The sequence below is a fragment of the Paraburkholderia sp. PREW-6R genome, assembly GCF_039621805.1.
GTDB lineage: Bacteria > Pseudomonadota > Gammaproteobacteria > Burkholderiales > Burkholderiaceae > Paraburkholderia.
On sequence record NZ_CP155073.1, the window covers coordinates 2,387,562 to 2,410,879 of the forward strand.

Below are 23,318 nucleotides of genomic sequence, written 5' to 3' on the forward strand. Positions count from 1 at the left end.
CAGGTCGGGGCTTTTCTCTACATCAACTACTGGAGGCGCGAGCCGGAGTCGAACCGGCCTAAACGGCTTTGCAGGCCGCTGCATAACCGCTTTGCTATCGCGCCGCAAGCGGACTGGAATCTAGCTGCAGATTCGCAGATATGTTTGATCGACGATCGAATCGGCAAACAGAATCGACCAGCCTATCAAACAAAAAGGGAAGCGTTGCTTCCCCTTAAGTTTGGAGCGGGAGACGAGGCTCGAACTCGCGACCTCAACCTTGGCAAGGTTGCGCTCTACCAACTGAGCTACTCCCGCATTGCACTGCTTCACAACGCGCTGCCTTTTTCTTCGCCAAACAACGCACTGCTTCAAAATCTGGAGCGGGAGACGAGGCTCGAACTCGCGACCTCAACCTTGGCAAGGTTGCGCTCTACCAACTGAGCTACTCCCGCATGGTGCTGCTAATTGCCGTACTACGACTGCCTTGTTACTGCTCACGCTGTGCAATTAACTTCAGCGTTTTTCCGACATTCAGAACTGCGTGCATCGGAGAAACGAGATTATGGAGAAACGACTGAAACGTGTCAACCCCCTTTCGCGTATCTCTTTACTCATCAGAACGCGCTTTATAACGACACGTTTCCCGACACATGCACTCCCGCTTACATCGCGCCGCCCCGCTCGCGAATCTGCGGCCACGCCAGTTTCATGTAGTACAGCATCGACCAGATCGTCAGGAAGGCGGCGAGGTAAATGAGCCACAGACCCCACACACGGGTATCGACTACCACGCTGCCGCCGAGCGGCAGCGGCCCATAAAACAGCAGCATGGGAATCGCGACCATCTGGCAGACGGTCTTGAATTTGCCAAGCGAATTGACGGCCACGCTCTTCGACGCGCCGATCTGCGCCATCCATTCGCGTAGCGCCGAAATGGCAATCTCTCGGCCGACGATCACCAGCGCAATCGCCGAATCGATCCGCGTGAGTTGCACCAGCACGAGCAACGCAGCGGTGACCATCAGCTTGTCGGCGACGGGATCGAGAAACGCGCCGAATGCCGAGGTCTGATTCCATTTGCGCGCCAGAAAGCCGTCGAACCAGTCTGTGAGCGCCGCCAGAATGAAGATCGTCGCGGCGGCCAGATTGCGGTGCGCGGGGCTCATCATCATGTCGGGCAAGTAAAACACGCCGACGACGAGCGGGATCAGCACGATTCGCAGCCAAGTCAGGAAAATCGGGAAATTAAACGGCATGGGCAGGCGCAGCGTCTGACAAGGGAGATGCAATTGTGCCGTGTCGTCGGGCCTGCCACAAGCAAAGGGCGGCAAAGCGGGCCGCCGGGCCAGACCAGGCGGCCGCTTCCGGGACGACTGCGCGTCGCATTCGGCTGCGCGCTATGGCCCCGTAATCGTGAAGCCAGTACGTGAGCCCTTCTGCTCTTTCACGGCGCCTGGACCACTGAGTTGTCTGAGGCCGCTCAGTGAAGCTGGCGATAAATCTGCTCAGCCAACGCCTGTGAAATGCCTTCGACGCTCGCCAGATCCTCGACGCTCGCAGCCACCACGCCACGCAATCCGCCGAAGCGCGCGAGCAGCCGCTGGCGCCGTTTCGCGCCCACGCCTTCGAGTTCTTCGAGTCGCGATGTCTGGCGTGTCTTGCCCCGTTTCGCACGCATGCCGGTGATCGCAAAGCGGTGCGCCTCGTCGCGAATCTGTGCGACCAGCATGAGCGCGGCGCTTTCCTTGCCGAGTTCGAGCGGCGCGCGGCCATCGGCGAAAATCAGTGTTTCGAGGCCGACCTTGCGCCCTTCGCCCTTCGCGACGCCGACCAGCATGCCCGTGTCGAGACCCAGTTCCGTGAACACCTGCCGGGCGATTTCCACCTGACCCTTGCCGCCGTCGATCAACACGATCGTCGGCAGTATGCCGCCGGTTGCAGGCGCCTCCGTCGGCTCCACGGAGTTAGGCGCACGCGTAGCGTCTGCGGCGGGGTCGGCGACGAGGTCGTCGGCTTCGCGGCCAGTTTCGATCGGCGTTTCCGCGGCTTCGGCGGTCGCTTCGATCGACGTATCCGTGGATTCTTCGGCGACAGCTTCGTTCGGCGTACCTGCGGTTTCGTCGACAGTATTGTCGGCAATCCCGTCGGCAGCGTTCGCAATGGCCTCGTCGATCGCTTCGCCGACGACGTCCCCGTCTTCGGCTGCCGCAATCGCGGCGGCTTGCGCGACCATCTTTTCGTAGCGCCGCGTGAGCACCTGGCGCATTGCGGCGTAGTCGTCGCCTGGTGTGATGCCGGTAATGTTGTAGCGGCGATATTCCGACGACTGCATCTTGTGATGGTGATACACGACGCAGGACGCCTGCGTCGCCTCGCCCATCGTATGGCTGATGTCGAAGCACTCGATCCGCAGATGCGCGAGGTCATCGCACTCCATGCCGAGCGTATCGGCAAGCGCGCGCGTGCGCGCCTGCTGCGAGCCCTGCTCGGACAACAGGCGCGCAAGCGCCAGCCGCGCGTTCTGCTCGGCCATCGCAAGCCATGCGCGGCGCTGCCCTTGGGGTTGACGCAGCAGCGAGACCTTGTGACCAGCCTGTTCCGTCAACACGTCGACCAGTTCGCGCGTGGCGGGCGCGTGACTGACGACGAGCACTGGCGGCACCCGGTTGCCAAGATAATGCTGCGCGATGAACGCTTCGAGGACTTCCGATTCGATCCCGCCGGCCGCGCGGCGTTTGCGCGAGCCCGATGCTTCCGCGGCGGCCTCGTCGTCGCTCCCGATTTCGGCGTCACCTTCCGCTTCGGCCTCGAGCGCCGATGCCATGTCTTCGTTTTCGTTTTCGTCTTCGTCTTCAGCTTCGGCATCGCCCGCATCTTCCTCGAGCATGGCTTCCGCGATCGCAAGCGCATCCGCCTGACCCGATGCCGTCGGCGGCGACTCGTCCGGCGCGGCATCGGCGGCAGCCGACAGCACTTCACTCTCGCCTCCGTCTTCGAGGCCGCCCTCGTCCGCCGTCAGTGCGCTTTCCACGTGCGCGGGGAAATACGCCTTGTCGCCGAGATGGCGGCCGCCGCGCACCATCGCGAGATTCACGCACACCCGGCCGCCTAGCGCAACCACGGCGAGAATATCGACGTCGCTGTCGCTGCCGACCTCGATCGCCTGCTGATGCAGCACCGTGGACAGCGAGCTCATCTGGTTACGCACGGCTGCGGCCTGCTCGAACTTCAGCTCGCTCGCAAACGCGTGCATCTTCTGTTCGAGTTCCTTCATCACCTCGCCCTGGCGGCCGAGCAGGAAGCGCGACGCATTGGCGACGTCGCGCGCGTAATCCTCTTCGCTGATCGCGCCTACGCACGGCGCCGTGCAGCGGCTGATCTGATGCAACAGGCACGGACGGGTGCGGTTGTTGAACACGGAGTCTTCGCACGTGCGTAACTGGAATACGCGCTGCAGGATCTGAATGCTTTCGCGCACTGCCCACGCGCTCGGAAACGGACCGAAGTACTGATTCCTGCGATCCACCGAGCCCCGGTAATACGCCATGCGTGGGAACGTGTGCCCGGTGAGCTTGAGGTACGGATAGGATTTGTCGTCGCGAAACAGGATGTTGTAACGCGGCGCCAGCGCCTTGATCAGATTGTTCTCGAGCAGCAGCGCCTCGGCCTCCGAACGCGTGACGGTGGTCTCGATACGCGCGATGCGCGTGACCATCATCGCAATACGGGGCGACAACTGGGTCTTGGTAAAGTAGCTCGACACGCGCTTTTTCAGATCGCGCGCCTTGCCCACGTAAAGCACCGCGCCATGCGTATCGTAATAGCGATAGACGCCAGGCAGATGGGGCAGTTGGGCGAGCACTTTTTTGGGCTCGAAAGCGTCGGTTGCTTCGGGTGAAGTCATGCAGGATCGATTGGGTGGGACAGTCTCGTGCAGCCTTTTTACCTGTGTCGCGAGGCCGGGCGAACCGGCGGCAAAACCCGCGCGCGGCACGGTAGCGACGGGTGAACAGCGCACTGAGCAGATAGATCGGCAGGTGCTTTAGAATCGCCAGTTTAGAACATTCCGCGCCCATTCGACCGTGCTGCCCCAAACGCGCGGCGCGCTTTCCCACCCGCATCATTCCTCGCCTGCGCCACCATGCCCGTTGAGCTCGCCGCTTCCGATACGTCGTCCGTGACGCCCGCACGGATTGCCTGCGACATCTTCTGCGCCGTGATCGACAACTTTGGCGACATCGGCGTGTGCTGGCGTCTTGCGCGGCAGCTTGCGAGCGAACACGGCTGGCAGGTGCGCCTGTTCGTCGACGATCTGCACGCGTTCCAAAAACTCCTGCCGGCGCTCGCGCTCGATCAGGCGCGGCAGACGGTCGACGGCATCGTCATCGAACATTGGCATGAGCCGGCGCATGCCGGCGACACACTGGAAGTCGCCGACGTCGTGATCGAGGCATTTGCCTGCGAACTCCCGTCAGTCTACGTCGCAGCCATGGCACGGCGCGAGCGCGCGCCGGCGTGGCTGAATCTCGAATATCTGAGTGCCGAGGACTGGGTCGCGGATTTTCATTTGCGGCCCTCACCCCACCCACGCTATCCGCTCACCAAGACGTTCTTTTTCCCGGGGCTCGGTCCCGGCACCGGCGGCGTCCTGAAGGAAAGCGATCTGGACGCCACGCGCAGCGCATTCGAGGCGTCCGCGTCCGCGCGAGATGCCTGGTGGAGCAAGACCACCGGCGACGCGCCGCCGCCTGCCGCGGCGACCGTCATCTCGCTTTTCGCGTACGAGAATCCGGCCGTCGACAGCCTGCTCGAACAATGGCGCGATGACGGCGGCTCTGTCGTGCTGCTGGTGCCGGAGGGTCGGATCTCGGGTGCGCTCGCGCGTTTCTTCGGCCTGCCCGCGTTCGCCGCGGGCACACGCGCGCAGCGCGGCAACCTTACCGCCCATGCGCTCGCTTTCACCGAGCAGCGCGCGTACGACAGGCTGCTGTGGACCAGCGACATCAATTTCGTGCGCGGCGAAGACTCGTTCGTCCGCGCCCAATGGGCCGTCAAACCGTTTGTCTGGCAGATCTACCCACAGGCCGACGACGCCCACCTGCCGAAGCTGGACGCCGCACTCGCCCACTATGCCCGCACGCTGCCCGACGGCGTGCGCGTGGCACTAACCCGCTTCTGGCACGGGTGGAATGGCGCCGGCCACCCCGACTGGCCGGAATTACAGCGCCACCTGCCCGCGCTCAGACAGCGCGCGGCCGCATGGGCCGCTGAACTGGCGCAAGTCGGCGACCTCGCCGGAAATCTGGCCTTGTTCGCAAAAACTCAGTTAAAATAAGCGGTTATCCAACGGCCGACGACGCAAGCGCGGCCCGATCGCGGTAGCAGATTGAAGCCCACCGCTGATTGGCGTCCCTCGTGTACACGCCCGCATCGGGTAAAAGAGCAGGTAACGGATTGAGCCATGAGGGTGTGTTCTGTGCCGCCTCGGCGCGGGTTTTCCCGCTGCAGGCTGGACACGCTTCACACTGCGCCCCGCCAGCCGTGTCACGCGGCGGCATGAGGTACGTGAAGTGAAGCACATGAAGCACTGGCATCGCTTGCGCCGTATGCCGTTGAGCAAAAAGTTGAAGCTACTTATTTCGTACAGGACAGTTTTATGAAGACCGCACAGGAACTCCGCACCGGTAACGTCGTGATGATCGGCGCAGACGCAATGGTTGTGCAAAAGGCCGAATACAACAAATCGGGCCGCAACTCCGCTGTCGTCAAGATGAAGTTCAAGAACCTGCTGACTGGCGCAGGCATGGAAAGCGTGTACAAGGCCGACGACAAGTTCGACGTCGTCGTGCTGGAGCGCAAGGAAGTCACCTACTCGTACTTCGCTGACCCGATGTACGTGTTCATGGACGCCGACTACAACCAGTACGAAGTCGAAGCGGAAATGATGGGCGACGCAATGAACTACCTCGAAGACGGCATGGCTTGCGAGGTCGTCTTCTACAACGAAAAGGCCATCTCCGTCGAACTGCCGACCACCTTGGTCCGTGAAATCATCTACACGGAACCTGCTGTGAAGGGCGATACGTCGTCGGGCAAGGTACTGAAGAACGCCAAGCTGACCACCGGCTTCGAGTTGCAAGTGCCGCTCTTCTGCAACATCGGCGACAAGATCGAAATCGACACGCGCACGCACGAATACCGCAGCCGCGCCTAAAGCGTCTGCCGGCCGAATGGCCGCCGGTGCAATGCCGGTTGCAGCCAAAAACGCCGCACTGAAAAGCGCCCTTCGGGGCGCTTTTTCTTTTTTGCGACAGCGTGTATGTTTGAGGAAATCTTTACCGGCGCGCTGTTCAAATTTGCCAATAGAACAGGCCGACACTTCTCGACATTTCTCTAACAAAGCCTTGATAAATTTAAGTAAATAAAGTTGGCATAATCCATGCTTTATTCGGATTGCAAGCCAGTCTCTGGCTGATTTTTCCTTAACTCTGAGGATGCAACATGAATAACGACATCGCTGAAGGCAAGTGGAAACAGATCGTCGGCAAGGCTAAAACGGCGTGGGGCGAGTTAACGGATGATGAATTGACGAAGGCCGAAGGCCGTGCCGACAAACTTGCCGGCCTGATCCAGGAACGTTACGGCAAGACGCGTGAAGAAGCTGAACTCGAAGTGCGGCGCTTTTTCGACAGCAACCGGGATTTCTGACAGACGCAGTGAAGGAAGTACAGGCATACATGGGCTGCAGTCAAACCCGGAGTAGCGAATGACCCTACGAGCGGCGCCGCGAGGGTCGGCGCCGCCAATGCGGGCCTCTTGACAGGCGTGCACGGCGCAATGGCTGGGCAATCCCGGAATCAGGTAATTAAAACGGCAATACCAGGCAATAACACAGTAATAGAAGCAATACAAAGCAACAGGCAACACAGAGGCACCACGGACCAGAACTACATGAGTCGTTACGCCGCCGTTCCCGCCGCCCGTCGCTGCGCGCCGGGCATCGCGTCCATGCCAGTTGGCCAGTCGCTTGCGCGCCGCCAGGGCTTGCGCGAGCGCCTCGCCACAGCAATCGACCTGCAGTAACGGCCAGCTACCGCGCTTCGTGATGCGCGCCGGAATGAAGGCGTCGCTTTCGAGGTATGTCATCCATCTAATAAATTGCGCTCGCCATGCCACACGCCCTGATTGTTGAAGACGATCCTAATAGCCTGTCAGGCCTGTCCGCCATCCTCGCCGCCGACGGCTTTTCCGTCGACACGGCGACCACGATCGCGGAGGCGCGTGCAGCATTGACGCGCTTTATACCCGACGTCGTTCTCGTCGACCTGAATCTGCCGGACGGCAGCGGGCTCGACGTGCTGCAGCACCTGCCCGCCCACCCTCCCGGAGGCGCATTGCCCGTGATCGTGATGACGGGAAATGCGACGGTCGAAAGCGCCATTGAAGGCTTGCGCCACGGTATCTGGGATTACCTGCTCAAGCCGGTCAACATTCCACGCCTGCGCAGCCTGCTCGCGCGTATTCCGCGCCCCTACGAACTGACAGAGGAAGTTCAGACCTTGCGCGCTTCGCTGCGCCAGCTCGGCCGTTTCGGGTCGATGATCGGCCGCAGCGGCGCGATCCAGCATGTGTACGACACGATCGAACAGGTCGCGCCGACCGAAGCCGCGGTGCTGATCTGCGGCGAAGTGGGCACCGGCAAACAGGTGGCCGCGCACACACTGCACGAGATGAGCCGGCGTCGCAAAGGTCCATTCGTGACATTCGATTGCCGAACCGCAGCGACACTGGCCGCGAACCGCACGCTCGACAGCGTGCTGTTTGGACACGAGCGCGGCGCGTTGAGCGGCGCGGACCAGCGCGAACCGGGACTGTTCGAACAGGCAAGCGGCGGTACGCTTTTCATCGACGAAATCGCGGAGTTGCCGCGTCCGCAGCAGGAAGCACTGCTGCGTGCGCTCGACTCGCAGACTTTCATGCGTGTCGGCGGCACGAATCAGGTTGTCACGGACTTCCGCCTGATCGCGTCCACGCGCAAGTCGCCGCGCGCGGCTGTCGCGGACGGCTCGATGCATGAAGACCTGGCATCGCGTCTCGAAGCGTCCGCCGTCACGCTGCCACCACTGCGCGAGCGCGGAGAAGACTCGACGCTGATTGCGCAGGCGATCGTCGATGACCTGAATCACGAGGCGGCCTCACGCGGCACATCGGAGGTCGCCAAGCAGATCGGCCCGAACTTCCTGCGCGAATGCCTCGCGTACGATTGGCCGGGCAACGTGCGTGAACTGCAGGATCGCGTGCGCCGCGCCTACCACGCGTCGGGCGACGTGCTGGAATCGCTGCGCGCCGACGAAGCCGGTTCAGGCAACGGCCGCGATCTGAACGGCAGCCGCGTGCAGGTGACGGTCGGCACGCCGCTCGCGGACGTGGAGGAAATGCTGATCCGCGCCACGCTGGACGCCGTCGGCGGAACCCGGCACCGGGCAGCGTCGCTGCTTGGCATCAGCCCGAAGACGCTCTACAACAAGCTGCAGCGCATGCGCTTGAACTGACACCCACACCGGCGAACTCCGGTTCGCCTCGAAGTACCCATGCAAAACGGCGCCTCGATCATCTCGAAGCGCCGTTTTTTCATGACGACGACTGCCGCGCGAACGAACCGCTCAGGAGAACGTGCTCCGCAACAAAGCCTTGGCTTGAAGATAGCGCGGCTCGGCGACCAGCTTGCTCCACTTCAAGGCGTCCCCGGTTGGCCGCATGCGCTTGATGCGCCGCTGCGACTCCTTCGACGGCGTGAAGCGCAGTGCGTCGAGCACCTTCTCCGCTTCTTCCGGCTGGTTGCAGATCAGCACCATGTCGCAGCCGGCGCGCAAGGCAGCGCTTGCGCCTTCGGTCAGCGTGCCGCCCTGGCGCGCCGCTTCCATCGAGAGATCGTCGCTGAAGATCGCGCCTTCGAAGCGGAGCTTGCTGCGCAGAATGTCCTGCAGCCAGACGCGCGAAAAACCCGCCGGTTTCGAGTCGACCTTCGGGTACACGACATGGGCCGGAAGCACCGCGTTCAACGACAGGCCAAGCCAGTCATACGGCGCGATATCGTCGCGCATGATGTCGTCGAGCGAACGATCGTCGACCGGCATCGCAACGTGCGAGTCCGCGTGCGCAAAGCCGTGCCCTGGAAAGTGTTTGCCGCAGTTGCTCATGCCCGCGAGCGCGAGGCCATGATTCAGGCTCTTGGCCAGCAGCGTTACCACGCGCGGGTCACGATGGAACGCGCGATCGCCGATCACCTGCGACTGTCCGTAGTTCAGATCCAGCACCGGCGTAAAGCTCATGTCGATATCGCACGCCCGAAGCTCGGACGCGAGAATGTAGCCGACCGCGGTCGTCACCTTGGTCGCATGCAGCACGTCTTGGTTCCAAAGGGTACCGAGCGCGCCCATCGACGGCAGCACGGTGAAGCCGTCGGTTTTGAAGCGCTGCACCCGGCCGCCTTCGTGATCCACCGCAATCAGCAGGTCCTTGCGAATCGCGCGGATAGCGTGGGTCAATGCGATCAGTTGTTCACGGCTTTCGTAGTGGCGCGCGAACAGAATCACGCCGCCGGTCATCGGATGGGCAAGGCGGCGTTTGTCGTCGTGGTTCAGCGTTTTGCCGACCACGTCGAGCATCACCGGTCCGGGATTGGTTTTCATCGAATTCCGCAGGAAATGAGCTTGACGCAAGGAGAGACACGGTCCACCTGCGCCGCGTTCAGTAGGTATTATTCGTCGCTGGCGGGCGCGTGCGGAGAAGCCGCCACGGAAACCGCGTTAGCGGCCGCGTCGCCCGTTTCGGCAATCACGAACGACACCGCATAGTCGCGCTCATCGCTGATGGTGACACGCGCCGTGATACCGCGCGCGTCGAGCCATTCGGCCAGCTCGCCCGAAGCAACGACCATTGGCTCGCCGCTCTGTTTGTTGAGCGTTTGCAATGCGCGCCAGGTCATCGGCCAGCGCATGCCGAGCCCGATCGCTTTGGAAAAGGCTTCCTTCGCCGAAAAACGCGTGGCGAGAAACGCGAGACCGCGCGCCGCAGAGCGCGCGTGACGCGCATGATAGACACGCAGTTCTTCGGGCCCGAGCACCTTCTCGGCGAAGCGGCCGTGGGTGCGCGTCATCACCGCGTCCACGCGGCTGATCTGCACGATATCCGTACCGATTCCGTAGATTGCCATGTGACGTCGCCGGATCAGGAACGTGCGCCGAGACGCGCGGCGACCATGATCGCCTTCATCTCGCGCACCGCGTTGTCCCAGCCGGCAAAGATCGCATGCGCGACGATTGCGTGGCCGATATTCAGCTCGACGATGCCGTCGATCGCCGCGATCTGCTGAACGTTCGTGTAATGCAGACCGTGCCCTGCGTTGACCTTGATGCCGAGCGTCGCACCGAACTCCACCGCGCGCACTACTCTCTCGTACTCGCGCTGCTGTTCGGCAGGGTCATGGGCTTCGGCGTAACGGCCGGTGTGCAATTCGATCACCGGCGCGCCCGCTTCGTGCGCCGCACGAATCTGCGTTTCGTCGGGATCGATGAACAGGGACACACGCGAATGCGCGTCGGCGAGTTGCCTGCATGCGGCGCGCACGGACTCGAACTGGCCGGCGACATCGAGGCCGCCTTCCGTTGTCAGTTCCGCGCGTTTTTCCGGCACGAGACACACGTCGTGCGGCGCGACATCACACGCGATATCGAGCATCTCCTGCGTCACCGCGCATTCCAGGTTCATGCGTGTTTTCAGCAACGGACGCAGCTTGCGCACGTCTTCATCGACGATATGACGGCGGTCTTCACGCAGGTGCAGCGTAATCGCGTCGGCGCCCGCTTCTTCGGCCATCAGCGCAGCGCGGATCGGATCGGGGTACGACGTGCCGCGCGCATTACGCAGCGTGGCAACGTGGTCGATGTTCACGCCAAGGTCAATCACGGTCGGCGACGTTAGAAAGAAGCTCATAGATTCTGCAAGTCGATCAGGATCTGGCGGGTCGCGAGCGGCGTGCCGCCAAGATAGGTGTTGAGCAGGAAGCGCATCAGCGTTTTGCTTTGCGCGACGGTCAGCGCTCGATGGTAATCGTCCTGTTCCATATCGAGCAAGGTCTGCCCCGCGATCACGGGCCACTGCGCGGGCAGATCGTCGGACGCCTCGCGCACACCGCGCTCGGGATCGAACACGTAGCGCCCTTCGGCCAGCACGGCCTTGCGCGCGACGGTGCGATTCAACGCCATTGCATAACCGGTTTCGCGCAGCAGCACGCGCTCGAACGAGCGCAGCACCTGCACGGGCGGCTCGTCGTGCGCGAGACGCGTCATGGTGACGACGTAGTGATGGAAAAGTTGCGGATGCGGATCTTCGCGCGCACAGAACTTCACCAGCAGTTCATTGACGTAGAAGCCGCAGAGCAACGCGTCGCCTTTCAAAGGCAACATGCCGCCGACCCATTCCGCGCCGGTCAGCGTGCGCACCTCCGATTTGCCCGACCACGACAGCGCAAGCGGCTGGAATGTCTGCAGCACGCCGCGCAGCGCTGAGTGCGGACGTTTCGCGCCTTTGGCGACGAGCGCGAGCCGGCCGTGATCGCGTGACAGCACGTCGATGATCAGACTGGTTTCGCTATATGGGTAGCTATGGAGAACGAACGCCGGCTGCTCGGCGATCCGGTGGTCGGAAGCGGACGTGCGCGGCGCGCGGCGTGTGGGCGTTTTAGCTTCGGCGCCTTCCGCGCTGCGGGCTTTCGGTGAAGACTTTCGATTAGTGCGAGCGGGTTTCGACGGCTCGCGCGCCGGTTCGGCCGGCGCCGGGCCGTCCGGGTCAGCGTCGGAATTCAGCGTCATCCACGCGTCATTCGTACCCATACGCGCGGAGTCCGGCTTCGTTATCCGCCCAGCCGCTCTTTACCTTGATAAAGGTTTCCAGATACACCGGGCCGTCGAACAGCTTTTCCATGTCGAGGCGCGCATCCGTGCTGATCTGTTTCAGCTTCGCGCCCTTCTGGCCGATGATCATGGCCTTGTGCGTGTCGCGGTCCACCATGATGGTCGCGAAAATGCGGCGCAAGCGGCCTTCGGTTTCAAACTTGTCGATAAGCACCGTGCTCGTGTACGGCAACTCGTCGCCGGTCCAGCGGAACACTTTTTCGCGCAGAATTTCGGCCGCGAGGAAACGTTCACTGCGATCGGTCAGGTCGTCTTCACCGTAAATCGGCGCGCCTTCCGGCAGGAACGGCTTGATCGTGGCAAGCAGTCGCTTGATGTCGTCGGGATTCTTCGCCGACAGCGGCACGATCTCGTTGAACTCGCGCAGCGCGCTGACCTGCTGCATGAACGGGAACAGCGAATCCTTATCCGCCACGCGATCGAGCTTGTTCGCGATCAGCAACGTGGGCACCGTCGGCGGGATCAGGTTGAGCACTTTCTGATCGTCCGGACCGAAACGGCCGGCTTCAATGACGAACAGGATCGCGTCGACGGCGGTTAGCGTGGACGTGACCGCGCGATTGAGCGACCGGTTCAGCGCGCTGCTGTGCTTGGTCTGAAAGCCAGGCGTGTCGACGAAGATGTACTGTGCGTCCTCGAGCGTATGAATGCCGGTGATGCGGTGGCGCGTGGTCTGCGCCTTGCGCGACGTGATACTGACCTTCTGGCCAACCAGCGCGTTCATCAGCGTGGACTTGCCGACGTTCGGGCGGCCGACGATCGCGACCATGCCGCAGCGAAAGTCAGGGGGAGTGGGAGCGTTCATATTCGGGCTACGGCAGGTTCAAACCGGCGCACGACGTACGCGCGCCGGAGGCAATCAATGGCCTGCGTCGGCGACGCGTGTTTGCACCGCGTCGGCTACGCCGGATTCGTGTTCGGTTGCGGCGGGTGTTGCGCCGGGTGCTGCGGCCGCGGCAGCCGGGCTCTCGCGATTGCGATGCTTTTCGATGCTGCGGGCGGCGGTGGCTTCGGGTTTCGGCTCTGCGGATTTCGCTTCTATCGGCTTTTCTGCTGCAGGCTTTTCTGCTGCGGATCTGTCTGCCCCGACTTTGTCCGCTGTGGCCTTGTCAGCCGGCTTATCGCCCGTGTGGGCGTGAGCGGCTGCCTTTTCCGCCTTGTCGGGCCTGTCGGATTTTTCAGTGCGCTCAGGCTTGTCCTGGGCACTGTACTCCACATGCGCGGCACGAATAACGGCCAGCGGCGCGGCGTTCGTCGCCTGTGCAGCCCGCTCGGCCGCCTGCTCCGCGCTGGCGGCGGCGACCGCAGCGGCCACCGTGGCCGCCGTGGCGGCACGAGGCTCGCTGCGCCCAGCCCCGCGTTCGCCCTTACGGTCAGGGCTACGCAGATCCAGCGCGGCCTGCACGCCGGTCACTCCAGGAACGATTTCGAGTTCGGCATGCTTGGCCGCGCGCGCGGCCTTCGAGCGCTTCGGCTTGGCGACGACAGCAGGCGCTGCCGCCATCACCTCATCGAGCGCCTTCTTGGCCGCTGCCTGCTCGGCCGCGCGACGGCTCGCACCAGAACCCGAGACCTTGACCTCAAGCTTAGGTACTGTGCACTCGACTTCAAACTGCTGATTGTGCGCCGCACCATGCGTAGCGACCACGGTGTAGGTGGGCAGCGCAATCTTGTGGCCCTGCAAATACTCCTGCAGCAGCGTTTTCGCGTCTTTGCCCAACGTGCGAGGATCGATGTGATCGAGAATGGGCACGTAAAGACGCTTGATGACCGTCTGGGCGGCGTCGAAGCCGCCGTCGAGGAATACTGCACCGAGCACCGCTTCGAGCGTATCGGCGAGAATCGACGGCCTCCGGAAGCCGCCGCTGCGCAATTCGCCCTCGCCCAGGCGAAGACCTTCAGAAATATTCAGGGCCTGAGCAATTTCGTAAAGCGACTGCTGTTTGACCAGGTTGGCGCGTACACGCGACAGATCGCCTTCATCCAGCTTGCCAAAACGTTGGAACAAAAGCGCAGCCACCGCGCAGTTGAGAACAGAATCGCCGAGAAACTCGAGCCGTTCGTTATGCGTGGAACTATGACTACGGTGCGTTAAAGCCTGGCGCAGCAATTCCGCATTGCGAAATTCGTAGCGCAGACGGCTTTCCAACGGAGATAAGGGCATGGGCAGAGTATAACGCGGGCGCCAGACCGGGCGGAAACGCCGGACGGCGCGCGAACAAGCGTGGTGGTGTGACGTTACCGCGGGTTCTTGAAGTAGCGTGACAACACGCCGCGACTGTTGTGAGCCATTCGGCTCACGGCGCGGCGCGTGACGCAATCATGCGCTCAGACTTGTTACAACAAGTGGACGATTGACTCAGTGAAATGAGCCGATGCGTTTGAGATCGCTGAAATTCATCCAGATGAAGAACGCGCGGCCGACGACATTCTTGTCCGGCGCGAAACCCCAATAACGGCTGTCCGCACTGTTGTCGCGGTTGTCGCCCATCATGAAGTAATTGCCCGGCGGCACTTTGCAGATCACGCCGCGCGCGTTGTACGTGCAGTTGTCACGATATGGATAATCTTCAGCGCCCACGATGAACGGCGGCACCGCCGGATTATTTAGAATCGCGTTCTTGCGGCCGTCGAGATCTTCCTCGAACTGCTTCGCATAGCCCATGCGTTCGTCGTCCAGGTAATCCGGCAGCGGCGTTTCCGGCACCGGCTTGCCGTTGATCGTGAGCTGCTTGTCCTGGTACGCGACCGTGTCGCCCGGCAGGCCAATCACGCGCTTGATGTAGTCGACCGATTCGTCTTTCGGATAGCGGAACACGACCACGTCGCCGCGCTGCAACGGACGGCCTTCGGTAATCTTCGCGTTGGTGATCGGCAGACGGATGCCGTATTCGAATTTGTTGACGAGGATGAAGTCGCCCACCAGCAGCGTAGGCACCATCGAGCCCGACGGAATCTTGAATGGTTCGACCACGAACGAGCGCACCACGAACACCACGAGGATCACCGGGAAAAAGCTCGCCGAATATTCGAGCCACCACGGTTGACGCAGCTTGTCGTCACGAAGACGGGCGCGCGTCTGTGCGGCGTTTTCGTCGGCGAAACGCTCGCCAATACGTGCCTGCTGACGGTCAAACTCGGCGACTGCCTCTTGCGCCGCGCGGCGCCGTTGCGGCATGAAAACCAGTTTGTCTGCAACCCATGCGACGCCCGTCAAGATGACGAGCACAAAAAGAATCAGCGCAAAATTCATAGAGTTCCGTTGTTCGTCTTATTTGTCTTCGACACGCAGAATGGCGAGGAAAGCCTCTTGTGGAATCTCGACAGATCCCACCTGCTTCATTCGCTTCTTGCCTGCCTTCTGCTTTTCGAGCAGCTTCTTTTTACGTGAAATGTCGCCGCCATAGCATTTTGCCAGCACGTTCTTACGCAACGCTTTAATGTTTTCGCGCGCGATGATGTTCGAACCGATGGTGGCCTGAATGGCGACGTCGTACATCTGGCGCGGAATCAGTTCGCGCATTTTCGCCGCCACTTCGCGGCCGCGATACTGGCTTTGCGAGCGGTGCACGATCACGGACAATGCGTCGACCTTGTCGCCGTTGATCAGCATGTCGACTTTCACCACATCTGATGCGCGATATTCCTTGAACTCGTAATCCATCGACGCATAGCCGCGCGAGATCGACTTCAGCCGATCGAAGAAATCAAGCACGACTTCGCCCATCGGGATTTCGTACGTCAACTGCACCTGGCGGCCGTGATACTGCATGTTGATCTGCGTGCCGCGCTTTTGCGTACACAGCGTGATGACCGAGCCAACATAGTCTTGCGGCATGTACAGATTGACGGTGACGATCGGCTCGCGTACTTCTTCGATCTTCGAGGGCTCCGGCATCTTGGCCGGGTTCTCGACCATCACGACCGTGCCGTCGCGCTGCAGGACTTCGTACACCACCGTCGGCGCCGTGGTGATCAGGTCCATGTCGAACTCACGCTCAAGACGTTCCTGCACGATTTCCATGTGCAACAGACCCAGAAAACCACAGCGGAAACCAAAGCCGAGCGCCTGCGAAACTTCCGGCTCGTATTGCAGCGACGCGTCGTTCAGCTTCAGCTTTTCCAGCGAGTCGCGCAGCGCGTCGTACTGGTTGGCTTCAACCGGATACAGGCCCGCAAACACCTGCGGCTTCACTTCCTTGAAGCCGGGCAGAGGCTCGGCAGCGGGACGGTTGACGAGCGTGACAGTGTCACCCACCTTCGCCGCGGCCAACTCCTTGATGCCGGCGATGATGAAACCCACCTGCCCCGCCGACAACGACTCGAGATTCTTCGATTTCGGCGTGAACACACCGATATGCTCGACCGGATATTGCGCGCCGGTGGCCATCATGCGGATCTTGTCTTTCGGACGCAGCGTGCCGTTGACAATGCGCACGAGCATCACGACGCCCACGTAGTTGTCGAACCACGAGTCGATGATCAGCGCCTGCAGCGGCGCTTCCGGATCGCCCTTTGGTGGCGGCACCTTGGCGACCAGCGCTTCGAGCACGTCGTCCACGCCGAGGCCGGTTTTCGCGCTGCAACGCGTGGCGTCGGTCGCGTCGATGCCGATCACGTCTTCGATTTCACTGATCGCGTTTTCGGGGTTCGCAGCCGGCAGGTCGATCTTGTTGAGGACCGGGATCACGTCGACGCCGAGTTCGATTGCCGTGTAGCAGTTGGCGACGGTCTGCGCCTCGACGCCCTGGCTCGCGTCCACGACGAGCAGGGCGCCCTCGCAGGCTGACAGCGAGCGGCTGACTTCGTACGAAAAGTCGACGTGGCCGGGCGTGTCGATCATGTTCAGGTTGTACACCTGACCGTCACGTGCCTTGTAGGTCAGTGCGGCGGTTTGTGCCTTGATGGTGATGCCGCGCTCGCGCTCGAGATCCATCGAGTCGAGCACTTGGGCTTCCATTTCGCGATCGGACAAGCCGCCGCAAATCTGGATGATGCGATCGGCGAGCGTCGACTTGCCATGGTCGATGTGCGCAATGATCGAGAAGTTACGAATATGATCCATTCAGTACCGATCAAGCGAAAAAGGCGCGCTCGGACAATAGCGGAGCACGCCTTGTAAGTAGGTGAAAAACCTATCTATTTTAGCCGAAAAGCCCGTCGCCCGGCGCATTCTGGACGGCCGGGGCGGAAAAGAGGGCTCAGGAGACGCGCGCCGCGAGAGCAGTGCGCACCCGTTGCGCGTCGAGGTGATAGTGACAAAGTTCGACGCCGTCACATACCAGAACGGGCACCCATTCGTTGTAACGGGCTTCCAGCGCCGGATCGGCGTCGATGTCGATTATCTCGATCTGCGCGCCGAATTCCGCGAGCAGCGGTTCGAGCGCGGCGCGCATCTCATCGCAAAGGTGGCACCACGCGCGCCCATAAAGCGTGAGCGGCGCGGCCATAGTTACTTTTGCGCGCTGCGCGGGCGAAGCGGCACGAACTGCGTGTTGTCACCCCGGCGAACCAGCAGCGCGACCATCTTCTGCGGGTCGAGATGCGAAGTGACTTCGTCGAACTGCTTGGCGCTCGTGATATCCGTGTCGCCCACTCGTAGAATGATGTCGCCCTTTTGCAGACCCGCGCGCGCTGCCGGCCCGTCCGCGGTGTCGATCTGCACGCCGCTGCGCAGCTTCAGATCTTTCAACTGGTCGGGCGGGATATCGCTGACCGCGACGCCCAGCGCGTTGGTGGCGCGCTGCTTCTGTACCGGCGGCTTCTTCGTATCGGCCTTGGCGGTCTTGTCCGGCTGCATTTCTGCAATCGTGACCGGCAAGTCCCGAGTCTGACCCTTGCGCCAAACGGTAATCGTCGCTTTCGTGCCCGGCTTCATCTCGCCGACCATGCGCGGCAGGTCCGTTGCGGTATCGACCGAGTGCCCGTTGAATTTAAGAATGATATCGCCCGGCTGCACACCGGCTTTGTCCGCCGGACCGCCCGGCTCGACGCTGCTGACGAGCGCGCCTTGCGCCTTCGGCAGACCGAGCGAATCCGCTACGTCTTTGGTCACTTCGCCAATTGCCACGGCAATGCGGCCGCGTGTCACTTTGCCCGTCGTTTTCAGCTGGTCAGCCACACGCATGGCTTCGTCGATCGGGATCGCGAACGAAATGCCCATGAAACCGCCGGTGCGGCTATAGATCTGCGAATTGATGCCGATCACTTCGCCTTGCATATTGATCAGCGGACCGCCCGAATTGCCCGGATTCACTGCGACGTCCGTCTGAATGAACGGCAGGTAGTCACCGGTATCACGCCCCTTCGCACTGACGATGCCGGCGGTGACCGTATTCTCCAGTCCAAACGGCGAGCCGATGGCCACCACCCATTCGCCGACGCGAACCTTGTTCGAGTCGCCGATCGTGATGGTGGGCAAATTGGCGGCGCTGATCTTGACGACCGCCACGTCCGTGCGGTCATCCACGCCGATCAGCTTGGCCTTGAACTCGCGCTTGTCGGTGAGCGTGACGTAGATGGTGTCCGCGTCGTCTACGACGTGCGCGTTGGTCATCACGTAGCCATCCGCGGACAGGATGAAGCCTGAACCCACACCGCTATTCGTTTCCGGATCACTGTTGTCCGGCGAATCCTGATTGCCGCCGCTGCCGCTCCCGCTACCACCGTTATCGCCGCCGTGCGGTGAGCCGGGCGACTGCGGCGACTGAGGCAACGGAATGCCGAAAAAGCGACGGAAGAACTCCGACATGTCGCCGTCGTCCATACCGGGCGGCAGGCCACCGCGCGCGCCACTGTTCGACACGCGCGTGGTGGTGCGAATGTTGACGACGGCGGGCCCGACCTTGTCGACGAGGTCTGTGAAGTCAGGCAGATTGGCTGCCGGAGCCGCTGATGCCGTGTGCGGTACGAGCGGCAAACACGCCGCTACTACCACGGCGGCGAGGAATTTGCGCACCGAGAAAGTCGTCATATCGTAGCAAGCCGAGGGATTCAGGATTCGGAGGATTACTTATTCGGAGCTTTGTATTCTATGGCAGACGCAAATTGCTGCAACGTGGTCTGAGGCACCTCACCTAGCAGAGTAATCCAGAAGTCGCCGCGTCGCTTGACCAGCACATGCGTCGCCCCACTGCTGCCCGAGCCTTCCTTACGCGTGTTGTTCTCCACAGGCTCGACAAACACGGAAATCGCCGCAAGACCGTCGGAAAAGACCGCCTGGTCGACCGGAATGGTAGGCTGCCCCGGATCGCGCGCAGCCATTGGGCGGCGCAACTCACGAATCATATGAAAGCCGGGCACGGTTGGCGTGATCTGCCAGCCCTGCGCGGCCATGTCGACCGGTTCCACCGGCGGTCGCACCACTGTCCAGCCCTGCGTATTACGAATGCCGTTTGCAATGGCGGCCTTGTCCACCGGCACGCCGATACGAATCTGCGAAAACGACAGCTGTTCAAGCACCTGGCCGCTTGGGTCGAGCGTTTGCGCGCGCAGAAGCAGGCCCGTCTTCTTGTCGGCCCACAGCTTGTAGGCGAAACGAAATGCATCTTTCGGATCGAGTTCGATCACCTGGCTGTCGACACCTGCAACGCGATCGTCGCCGAGCAGCTTCGGCTCGTACACCGCGAGCACCTGGTCGCCGCTGACGGCCAGCAGTGCCGGGAACGAGTCCTTGTTCTGACGTTTCTCGACTACGCACAAATGCCGTTCCGGCACGAACGTGTAAAGCTCGTCATTGTGACGCAGCATCTTGCGCGGCTTGCCGTCCAGACTTTCGAGCTGCTCGAACTCGCCTTCCGTCCGGGTTGCGTAGTGCGCAATGCGTGAGGTTTGAACGAAGTTACCGCGCTGATAGACGAACGCGCCTTCGTAATTTTGCTGCTGCGCGGCCTGATGAATGCGATCGAGCAGATCCGCGGCCGTGCGATGGGCGACGAGCGGATCGTCGGTTTGTGCAAAGACCCGCGGTGTAGCGGACAACAATACGGCTGCACAGAACAGGAATGCCGGCAGCCGCCCCCAGATAGTCGTTTTATTCAACCGCGGAGTCTGCATCAAACTATTGGCCTTGCGAGGAAACAGCGGCAGCGCGAATCAGCGGCATGGAACCTGGCATGACCGGCTGCTGCGCGAATTGCTGGTGGGCTTCCAGATACTGGTCGAGACTTGCGTCGCGAATAATGTTGGCGTCTTGCGCGACCGGCTGCGCCGTTGCCGTGGGCACTGACGCAACGGCCACGCGCTGCAACGCGTCACCATGCTGGACCGAAGCGACTTGGGAGCCGCCCGGCACGCCTTGCAGTTGCGGCACGACGATCCAGGTCAGCGTGGCAGCCGCAGCGGCGACGGCGAACGCCGGCACCACCCGACGGCGCAATGCCAGCAACCTGGCCGCCACCGGCTGTGCGGCAGGCGCGAGCACATGCGGTTCGCTTTCAAAACGCGCCGCGAACCCGTTCAGAAACGCGCTGCTCGCTGCCGGGCTGACTGCCAGTTCATCGGAACGCAGCGCGTCGCCGATCAAGTGGTAGCTCGACCAGGCGGCGCGATCGTCGCCGTCCAGATCGGAAATAAATTTGTCCAGATTCAGATGCTCTTCGCCGAACAGCTCACCGTCGACAAAAGCAGACAGACGCTCGCCGCGCGAGCTGGCATACGATTGCACCGAGACCGACCCCATGATGCTCCCCATCTTACGAATACCCCGTAGTGACACCACTAATCCAGATATTGCACCCGCGCCCTTCGAGACAGACTGGTGGTTTACCAGCGCTTACCCTCAGGTGTGTCAAGCAACGGACGCAATTTTGCCGCAATGGCTTCGCGAGCGCGGAAAATTCGTGATCGGACGGTGCCGATTGGGCAACCCATCATCTCAGCGATTTCCTCGTAGCTCAAACCTTCAATTTCACGAAGAGTAATGGCGGTGCGCAGCTCTTCCGGTAAAACCGCCATCGCAGCATTGACCGTCTCGGCGATCTGCTTGCTCATCAACATCGACTCAGGCGTGTTGATATCCCTTAGTTGGTCGGCGTCGGAGAAAGTTTCAGCTTCTTCAGCATCTGCTTCGGTCGATGTGGGTGCGCGCCGCCCCTGGGTGGCAAGGTAGTTCTTCGCGGTGTTGACGGCAATCCGGTACAACCACGTATAAAATGCCGACTCCCCGCGAAATTGCGGCAGCGCGCGATACGCCTTGATAAAGGCGTCTTGCGCCACGTCTTCCACTTCTGCGGGGTCGCGCACGAGTCGCGAGATCAGCCTGAGAATCTTGCGGTGGTATTTGGAGACCAGAAGCTCGAACGCGGCCTTGTCGCCCTTCTGGACGCGCTCGACCAGCACCTGATCAATTTCTTTTTCGCTCACCTGATAAATCCGTTAACTATAGGGCGCATGGCGGGGCACCATTGTAGCGTCCCCATCATCTGGGCACGTTACACAGGTAACACCGGTTACAGTCGTTACAGTCAAGCGCCCGCGGCGCGTCGGCCGAGCACCGCCAGTTTCCGGAACGCAGAGTGAGTGAGCGTATCGGCCGGCACCAACAAGGTGTGCAAGCGGCCGTGTTCCGGCATCAAGGCCAGAACCAGCAGACAATCGCTCCATTGCGCGCAACCTGTGACCTGCCCTTTTACCAGCAATCGCCCAGCCCGGTCCCACGCGGTCAGTCCGTCAACGCCCATTTTTAGCGCGACAGGCCGTGACCGCTCATGTCGCTGCATGCACCACACGAGGCACGCGCCAACCGCGAACACGAGTGGCAACGCATGCCAGGCGCCCAGATGCGACGCCAGACAACGATAAACGGCTAACGTCGCGGCAAGGACGAATATTGCCTGCGCGGCAAGCATGACGCCGGAGCGCCGCAAAGCCAAAGTTTGCGGTGCTCCGACTAACTGTGCCGAATCAGGAGAAAACGCCGGCGAGCCCGGCGTACAGGACTGACGTGCCACTAATCGACCAGGCGATCAGGCGCGCTTGAAAACCAGCGTGCCGTTGGTGCCGCCGAACCCGAACGAGTTCTTCAGCGCCACGTCGATCTTCATCTCACGTGCGGTGTTCGCACAATAATCGAGATCGCACTCCGGATCCTGGTTGAAGATGTTGATCGTCGGCGGCGAAATCTGATGATGCACGGCCAGCACGGTGAACACAGACTCGAGTCCGCCCGCGCCGCCCAGCAAGTGGCCCGTCATCGACTTGGTCGAATTCACGACCATGTCTTTCGCGTGGTCACCGAAAGCGCGTTTGATGCCGGTGGTTTCCGCCAGGTCGCCCAGCGGCGTGGAGGTGCCGTGCGCGTTCAGATAGTTGACCTGATCGGCATTCACCCGAGCGTTCTTCATGGCCGCGATCATGCAGCGGCGCGCGCCGTCGCCGTCTTCGAGCGGCGCGGTCATGTGGTAGGCGTCACCGCTCATCCCGTACCCGCTGACTTCCGCGTAAATCTTCGCGCCGCGCGCCTTGGCGTGCTCGTACTCTTCGAGCACCATCACGCCTGCGCCCTCGCCCAGCACGAAACCGTCGCGGTCTTTATCCCACGGGCGGCTCGCCGTGGCCGGGTCATCATTGCGTTGCGACAGTGCGCGCGCTGCCGCAAAGCCGCCGATACCGAGCGGCGACACCGTGGATTCCGCGCCGCCGGCGATCATGACGTCGGCGTCGCCGTATTCGATCAGGCGCGACGCCTCTCCGATACAGTGCAGACCGGTCGTACACGCGGTGACGATCGCCAGATTCGGACCCTTGATGCCGAATTTGATCGACAGATGCCCCGAAATCATGTTGATGATCGACGCCGGCACGAAGAACGGCGAGATGCGGCGCGGGCCGCGATTGAGCAACTCGGTTTGCGTGACTTCGATCATCGGCAGACCGCCGATGCCCGAGCCAACCACCACGCCGATGCGCTCCGAATTCTCGTCGGTGACTTCGAGACCGCTGTCCTGCATCGCCTGGATGCCTGCAGCCACGCCGTAATGGATGAACGTATCCATGTGGCGCGCTTCCTTGCCGGGAATGTAGTCCTCGATATTGAAGCCCTTCACCTCGCCAGCGAAACGAGTGGAGAAGTTCGACGCGTCGAACTTCGTGATATTGGCAATACCCGACTTGCCGGCGACCAGATTGGCCCAGCCGTCGGCAACATTATTGCCAACAGGCGAAATCAGCCCCAGGCCTGTAACAACAACACGACGGCGGCTCACGGTAACCCCTTTTTCATAGATGACAAAAACAAAAGCCACAGCGGCCACAGGAAACCGGCCTGTGTGCCCTGTGGCTGTTTATCCCGGCAATCGCGCGGAAAAATGCGCAGTCGACATCGCTTGCTCCTGCATGGCAGACGGCGCGGCAAAAAGCGCC

22 protein-coding genes and 3 tRNA genes are annotated in these 23,318 nt (G+C 61.7%); 5 read left to right on the plus strand and 20 right to left on the minus strand.

Features of this window, described 5'->3' with window-relative positions; translation table 11 throughout:
- Positions 1-30 precede the first annotated feature (30 nt).
- The 5 genes from AAGS40_RS10300 to uvrC all read right to left on the minus strand — a co-directional run bounded on the left by AAGS40_RS10300 (position 31) and on the right by uvrC (position 3,886).
- Positions 31-104 (minus strand) — tRNA-Cys (locus AAGS40_RS10300).
- A 117-nt stretch (positions 105-221) separates the two neighbouring features.
- Positions 222-297 (minus strand) — tRNA-Gly (locus AAGS40_RS10305).
- Between the two features lie 61 nt (positions 298-358).
- Positions 359-434 (minus strand) — tRNA-Gly (locus AAGS40_RS10310).
- A gap of 210 nt (positions 435-644) precedes the next feature.
- Complete coding sequence (gene pgsA, locus AAGS40_RS10315; RefSeq protein WP_345811163.1) at positions 645-1,238, minus strand: CDP-diacylglycerol--glycerol-3-phosphate 3-phosphatidyltransferase; 594 nt, start codon at positions 1,236-1,238, stop codon at positions 645-647.
- A 224-nt stretch (positions 1,239-1,462) separates the two neighbouring features.
- Positions 1,463-3,886 (minus strand): excinuclease ABC subunit UvrC, encoded by a 2,424-nt coding sequence (gene uvrC / locus AAGS40_RS10320; protein ID WP_345811164.1) that lies wholly within the window; start codon positions 3,884-3,886, stop codon positions 1,463-1,465.
- A 237-nt stretch (positions 3,887-4,123) separates the two neighbouring features.
- On the opposite strand from uvrC, the gene earP reads away from it, so the two are divergent.
- The 5 genes from earP to AAGS40_RS10345 all read left to right on the plus strand — a co-directional run bounded on the left by earP (position 4,124) and on the right by AAGS40_RS10345 (position 8,534).
- Positions 4,124-5,317 (plus strand): elongation factor P maturation arginine rhamnosyltransferase EarP, encoded by a 1,194-nt coding sequence (earP, locus tag AAGS40_RS10325; protein WP_345811165.1) that lies wholly within the window; start codon positions 4,124-4,126, stop codon positions 5,315-5,317.
- 321 nt (positions 5,318-5,638) lie between these two features.
- A complete protein-coding gene (gene efp / locus AAGS40_RS10330) occupies positions 5,639-6,196 on the plus strand; it encodes an elongation factor P (RefSeq protein ID WP_345811166.1) in 558 nt (185 codons plus the stop codon).
- A gap of 287 nt (positions 6,197-6,483) precedes the next feature.
- Complete coding sequence (locus AAGS40_RS10335; RefSeq protein ID WP_345811167.1) at positions 6,484-6,690, plus strand: CsbD family protein; 207 nt, start codon at positions 6,484-6,486, stop codon at positions 6,688-6,690.
- A gap of 243 nt (positions 6,691-6,933) precedes the next feature.
- Positions 6,934-7,065 (plus strand): hypothetical protein, encoded by a 132-nt coding sequence (locus AAGS40_RS10340; protein ID WP_345811168.1) that lies wholly within the window; start codon positions 6,934-6,936, stop codon positions 7,063-7,065.
- 86 nt (positions 7,066-7,151) lie between these two features.
- Complete coding sequence (locus tag AAGS40_RS10345; protein ID WP_345811169.1) at positions 7,152-8,534, plus strand: sigma-54 dependent transcriptional regulator; 1,383 nt, start codon at positions 7,152-7,154, stop codon at positions 8,532-8,534.
- A 111-nt stretch (positions 8,535-8,645) separates the two neighbouring features.
- On the opposite strand, the gene nagZ is transcribed toward AAGS40_RS10345, so the two are convergent.
- From nagZ to fabF, 15 genes are all read right to left on the minus strand, one after another.
- Positions 8,646-9,674 (minus strand): beta-N-acetylhexosaminidase, encoded by a 1,029-nt coding sequence (nagZ, locus tag AAGS40_RS10350; protein WP_345811170.1) that lies wholly within the window; start codon positions 9,672-9,674, stop codon positions 8,646-8,648.
- A gap of 68 nt (positions 9,675-9,742) precedes the next feature.
- A complete protein-coding gene (gene acpS, locus AAGS40_RS10355; protein WP_345811171.1) occupies positions 9,743-10,198 on the minus strand; it encodes a holo-ACP synthase in 456 nt (151 codons plus the stop codon).
- 14 nt (positions 10,199-10,212) lie between these two features.
- Entirely contained in the window at positions 10,213-10,977 is a 765-nt protein-coding gene (pdxJ, locus tag AAGS40_RS10360; protein WP_345811172.1) for a pyridoxine 5'-phosphate synthase, read from the minus strand.
- Positions 10,974-11,876: a DNA repair protein RecO gene (gene recO, locus AAGS40_RS10365; RefSeq protein ID WP_345811173.1), complete on the minus strand. Its 903-nt coding sequence runs from the start codon at positions 11,874-11,876 to the stop codon at positions 10,974-10,976. The genes pdxJ and recO overlap by 4 nt, the downstream gene beginning before the upstream one ends.
- The gene (gene era / locus AAGS40_RS10370) at positions 11,863-12,762 is read right to left on the minus strand and encodes a GTPase Era (protein ID WP_345811174.1); all 900 of its coding nucleotides are present in this window, start codon (positions 12,760-12,762) and stop codon (positions 11,863-11,865) included. Before era ends, recO begins: the two co-directional genes overlap by 14 nt.
- A gap of 54 nt (positions 12,763-12,816) precedes the next feature.
- Positions 12,817-14,121, minus strand: coding sequence for a ribonuclease III (gene rnc / locus AAGS40_RS10375; protein WP_345814358.1), 1,305 nt, complete (start codon positions 14,119-14,121; stop codon positions 12,817-12,819).
- A 195-nt stretch (positions 14,122-14,316) separates the two neighbouring features.
- The gene (gene lepB, locus AAGS40_RS10380; protein ID WP_345811175.1) at positions 14,317-15,210 is read right to left on the minus strand and encodes a signal peptidase I; all 894 of its coding nucleotides are present in this window, start codon (positions 15,208-15,210) and stop codon (positions 14,317-14,319) included.
- Between the two features lie 18 nt (positions 15,211-15,228).
- Complete coding sequence (gene lepA, locus AAGS40_RS10385) at positions 15,229-17,022, minus strand: translation elongation factor 4 (RefSeq protein ID WP_345811176.1); 1,794 nt, start codon at positions 17,020-17,022, stop codon at positions 15,229-15,231.
- A 136-nt stretch (positions 17,023-17,158) separates the two neighbouring features.
- Complete coding sequence (locus AAGS40_RS10390; protein ID WP_345811177.1) at positions 17,159-17,407, minus strand: glutaredoxin family protein; 249 nt, start codon at positions 17,405-17,407, stop codon at positions 17,159-17,161.
- 2 nt (positions 17,408-17,409) lie between these two features.
- Positions 17,410-18,930 carry a DegQ family serine endoprotease gene (locus AAGS40_RS10395; RefSeq protein ID WP_345811178.1) on the minus strand — a complete coding sequence of 507 codons (1,521 nt, stop codon included), beginning with the start codon at positions 18,928-18,930 and terminating at the stop codon, positions 17,410-17,412.
- A gap of 35 nt (positions 18,931-18,965) precedes the next feature.
- Positions 18,966-20,012 (minus strand): MucB/RseB C-terminal domain-containing protein, encoded by a 1,047-nt coding sequence (locus tag AAGS40_RS10400; protein WP_345811179.1) that lies wholly within the window; start codon positions 20,010-20,012, stop codon positions 18,966-18,968.
- 4 nt (positions 20,013-20,016) lie between these two features.
- The gene (locus tag AAGS40_RS10405) at positions 20,017-20,637 is read right to left on the minus strand and encodes an RseA family anti-sigma factor (RefSeq protein ID WP_345811180.1); all 621 of its coding nucleotides are present in this window, start codon (positions 20,635-20,637) and stop codon (positions 20,017-20,019) included.
- Positions 20,638-20,720: 83 nt separating this feature from the next.
- A complete protein-coding gene (gene rpoE / locus AAGS40_RS10410; protein ID WP_006051939.1) occupies positions 20,721-21,320 on the minus strand; it encodes an RNA polymerase sigma factor RpoE in 600 nt (199 codons plus the stop codon).
- A gap of 101 nt (positions 21,321-21,421) precedes the next feature.
- Positions 21,422-21,805: a hypothetical protein gene (locus tag AAGS40_RS10415; protein ID WP_345811181.1), complete on the minus strand. Its 384-nt coding sequence runs from the start codon at positions 21,803-21,805 to the stop codon at positions 21,422-21,424.
- 117 nt (positions 21,806-21,922) lie between these two features.
- Entirely contained in the window at positions 21,923-23,161 is a 1,239-nt protein-coding gene (fabF, locus tag AAGS40_RS10420) for a beta-ketoacyl-ACP synthase II (protein ID WP_345811182.1), read from the minus strand.
- Between the last annotated feature and the right edge of the window lie 157 nt (positions 23,162-23,318).